This is a genomic window from Vicinamibacteria bacterium, from assembly GCA_035620555.1.
In the GTDB taxonomy this organism is placed as follows: Bacteria; Acidobacteriota; Vicinamibacteria; order Marinacidobacterales; family SMYC01; genus DASPGQ01.
In genome coordinates this window covers 1-3,047 of the sequence record DASPGQ010000220.1, presented here as the reverse complement: position 1 = coordinate 3,047, position 3,047 = coordinate 1, and the positions used below count along the sequence as shown (strand labels likewise).

At 62.9% G+C, this 3,047-nt stretch carries 4 protein-coding genes; 2 read left to right on the top strand and 2 right to left on the bottom strand.

Annotated elements, in window-relative coordinates; genetic code table 11:
• The coding region (locus VEK15_09025) for an NUDIX hydrolase (GenBank protein HXV60824.1) at positions 1–231 on the bottom strand (231 nt) is incomplete at its 3' end.
• 54 nt (positions 232–285) lie between these two features.
• Between VEK15_09025 and VEK15_09020 the strand changes: the two genes are divergently transcribed.
• A complete protein-coding gene (locus VEK15_09020) occupies positions 286–1,239 on the top strand; it encodes an ornithine cyclodeaminase family protein (GenBank protein ID HXV60823.1) in 954 nt (317 codons plus the stop codon).
• Between the two features lie 68 nt (positions 1,240–1,307).
• Complete coding sequence (locus VEK15_09015) at positions 1,308–1,532, top strand: antitoxin (GenBank protein HXV60822.1); 225 nt, start codon at positions 1,308–1,310, stop codon at positions 1,530–1,532.
• Positions 1,533–1,569: 37 nt separating this feature from the next.
• Here VEK15_09015 and hydA read toward each other — a convergent pair whose 3' ends face one another.
• A complete protein-coding gene (hydA, locus tag VEK15_09010) occupies positions 1,570–2,964 on the bottom strand; it encodes a dihydropyrimidinase (GenBank protein ID HXV60821.1) in 1,395 nt (464 codons plus the stop codon).
• Between the last annotated feature and the right edge of the window lie 83 nt (positions 2,965–3,047).

The window sequence follows — 3,047 nt, the reverse complement described above, 5'->3', positions numbered from 1 at the left end:
ACTGGGAAAGACCCACTTGCCGTAACCCGGCTCGATGGCCCGTCTCACGAGGACGAGGCCCCCGTCCTGCTGGAAGATCGTTCCTGCGGCAAGCTTCGGGTTCTGGAAGAACACGAACTCACAGGTGATGCAGACGAGCCGCTCGGGCTCGAGCTCTTTGACCCTTCGCACCGCGAGCCCCGCACCGCATTTGGGACAAAAGCGGTACTCGTCGAGGAGGGTAGGCATCATGGGCCCTCGAAGCTATGATTTCATTCGAAATCACGAAGTGTCAAAGGAGCCAATATGACGCGTTATTTCCGGGAAGGGGAAGTCGCCGAGCTTCTACCCATGAAGGACGCGGTGGCCGCGGTGGAACAGGCGTTCATTCAGCTCGGTGAAGGCAAAGCCGTGAATCGACCCCGATCGAGGGCGCGTGCGGGCAGAAGGATGCTGCACGTGATGTCGGCGGCGAGCGAGGCGCTCGGTTACGTCGGCCTCAAGGCCTACACGACCGGCCCGGATGGGGCTCGTTTCTACGTCATGCTCTTTGCCGCCGAGACCGGAGAGCTCGTGAGCCTCATGGAGGGTGACACTCTCGGCCAGATCCGTACCGGGGCGGCGAGCGGCGTCGCTACCCAGTATATGGCCCGAGCCGACGCGGATACCGTAGGGATTTTCGGCACGGGGTGGCAGGCGCGATCGCAGCTCGAGGCCCTGGCGGTCGTTCGATCGCTCCGATCGGTCGTCGCCTATAGTCGCGACGAGCAGAAGCGCGCTCGTTTCTGCGACGAGATGTCTTCGCGCCTCGGGATCCCGGTGACGCCGGCATCAAGACCGGAGGATGTGACCGCCGAGGCCCACATCGTGGTGACGGCCACCAGCGCGAAAGAACCGGTTCTGTGCGGATCCTGGCTCGTTCCCGGACAGCACGTGAACGCCATCGGCGGGAATGCGCTCGGCCGGCGCGAGATCGACGAGGAGGTCGTGACCCGCTCGAGCTTCGTCGCGGCCGACTCCGTCGAACAGGCACGGATCGAGTGCGGAGACCTGGCAGCCGTTGTCGACGCGGGCAAGCTTCGTTGGGAGGACGTTCACGATCTGGCGGATGTCGTCACCGGAAAGAAGGTGGCTCGGAGGGACGCCTCCGAAATCACCCTTTTCGAGTCGCAAGGTCTCGCGCTCGAGGACGTCGCCGTCGCGAAGCTGGTCTACGAGAGGGGCGTGAGCCTCGGTCTGGGCAAAGACCTGGAAATTTGATTGGGGCCGCCTCCGCGAAAGGAGTCGTCATCGTTGACATCAAAATGATGTAGCGGCATTATTTTCGAATGACTCGTACGCAGATCCAATTGCCGGACGCTCTCTATGAGCGCGCCAAGAGGATCGCCAAGCGGCACGAGATATCCCTCGCCGAGCTGGTCCGTCGAGGGCTCGAGCACATCATCGAGCTCTATCCTCTCGATGAAAAGAGCGTGGATCAGTGGGAGCTTCCCAGTCCACGAGCGCTAGGAGAATTTCTGTCGCACCCGGACGACTGGCGCGAGCTCGTTTGATTCTTGGCGCGCGCCCTCATCTCGACGGCAGGAGTTCTCAACCCTCCACAGTGCGTGCCGTGCCGGGCTCGCGGGCGACGAACCGTCCCTGCTTCACGTTCCCGACGTACTTTTGGTCGCGAACGATCACCTGGCCCCGAAGGAGCACCGTGTCCGGAAGGCCGGTGACTTCTCGTCCCTCGTACGCGTTGTAGTCCACCTTCATCCGGTGCGTGCTCGCACTGATGGTCCACTTCCGCTTCGGGTCCCAGAGCAAAAGGTCGGCGTCGGCTCCCACGGTGATGGAGCCCTTGCGGGGGTAGAGCCCGAAGATCTTTGCGGGGCGGGTCGAGACGAGCTCGACGAAGCGATTGGCGCTGATGCGCCCGCCATTTACCCCACCATCATAGAGGAGCATCATTCGATTCTCGATCCCCGGTGCGCCGTTGGGGATCTTGCTGAAATCGTTCCTTCCCAGCTCCTTCTGCTCCTTCATGCAGAAGCTGCAGTGATCCGTCGATACCGCCTGGAGGGCGTCGGTGCGAAGCCCGTTCCAGAGTCTCTCCTCGTTGCCTCGGGGCCGGAGCGGTGGGGACATTACGTACTTGGCCCCTTCGAAACCGGGCCGCTCGTAGTCCTCGTACGACAAGAACAGATATTGCGGGCAGGTCTCGGCGAAAACCGGAAGTCCGCGCTCTCTCGCACGGCGGACCTCTTCCATCGCGTCGCCGGCGGATAGGTGAACGATGTACACCGGAACTCCGGCCATCTCCGCCAGCGCGATCGCTCTCCGCGTCGCCTCCGCCTCGGCGCTCATGGGACGCGTGAGAGCGTGCCACTTGGGCTCGGTATGGCCTTCCGCGAGCGCTCGTTTCACGAGGGTGTCGATCACGCCGCCGTTCTCGGCGTGCATGCAGATCAATCCGCCGTTCTCCCGCGTGCGCAGCATCGCCTCGAAGATCGTCGCGTCGTCGACCATGAAGACGCCGGGATAGGCCATGAAGAGCTTGAAGCTCGTGATGCCCTCCTTCACGAGAGCGTCCATCTCCTCGAGGTGCGAGGGCTCGAGCTCGCGCACGATCGTATGAAACGAATAGTCGATGGCCGCCTTGTCCTCGGAACGCTTCCGCCAGGCGTCCACTCCGTCGTGAAGCGATCGTCCGAAGTCCTGGATCGCGAAGTCGATGAGAGTCGTCGTGCCGCCACAGGCGGCCGCGGTGGTCCCGCTCACCCAGTCGTCGGCGGTCACGGTGCCACCGAAGGGCATGTCGAGATGCGTGTGGACGTCGAGCCCGCCCGGCATCACGAGCTTTCCCGAGGCATCGATGGTCTCCGGGCTTTCGAGCGCGAGACCGATGGCGGCGATCCGTTCTCCCGCGATTCCGATATCGGCTTTGTACGTGTCGTCGGCGGTCACTAGGGTGCCGCCTCGGATGACTTTGTCGAGATGCATCGTTGCCAGCCCTCCGTCGCGAGGATATGAGCCTCTTTCACGAAACGCAAACGCAGTGATAACGTAGCCTTCGGAGGTTCCGA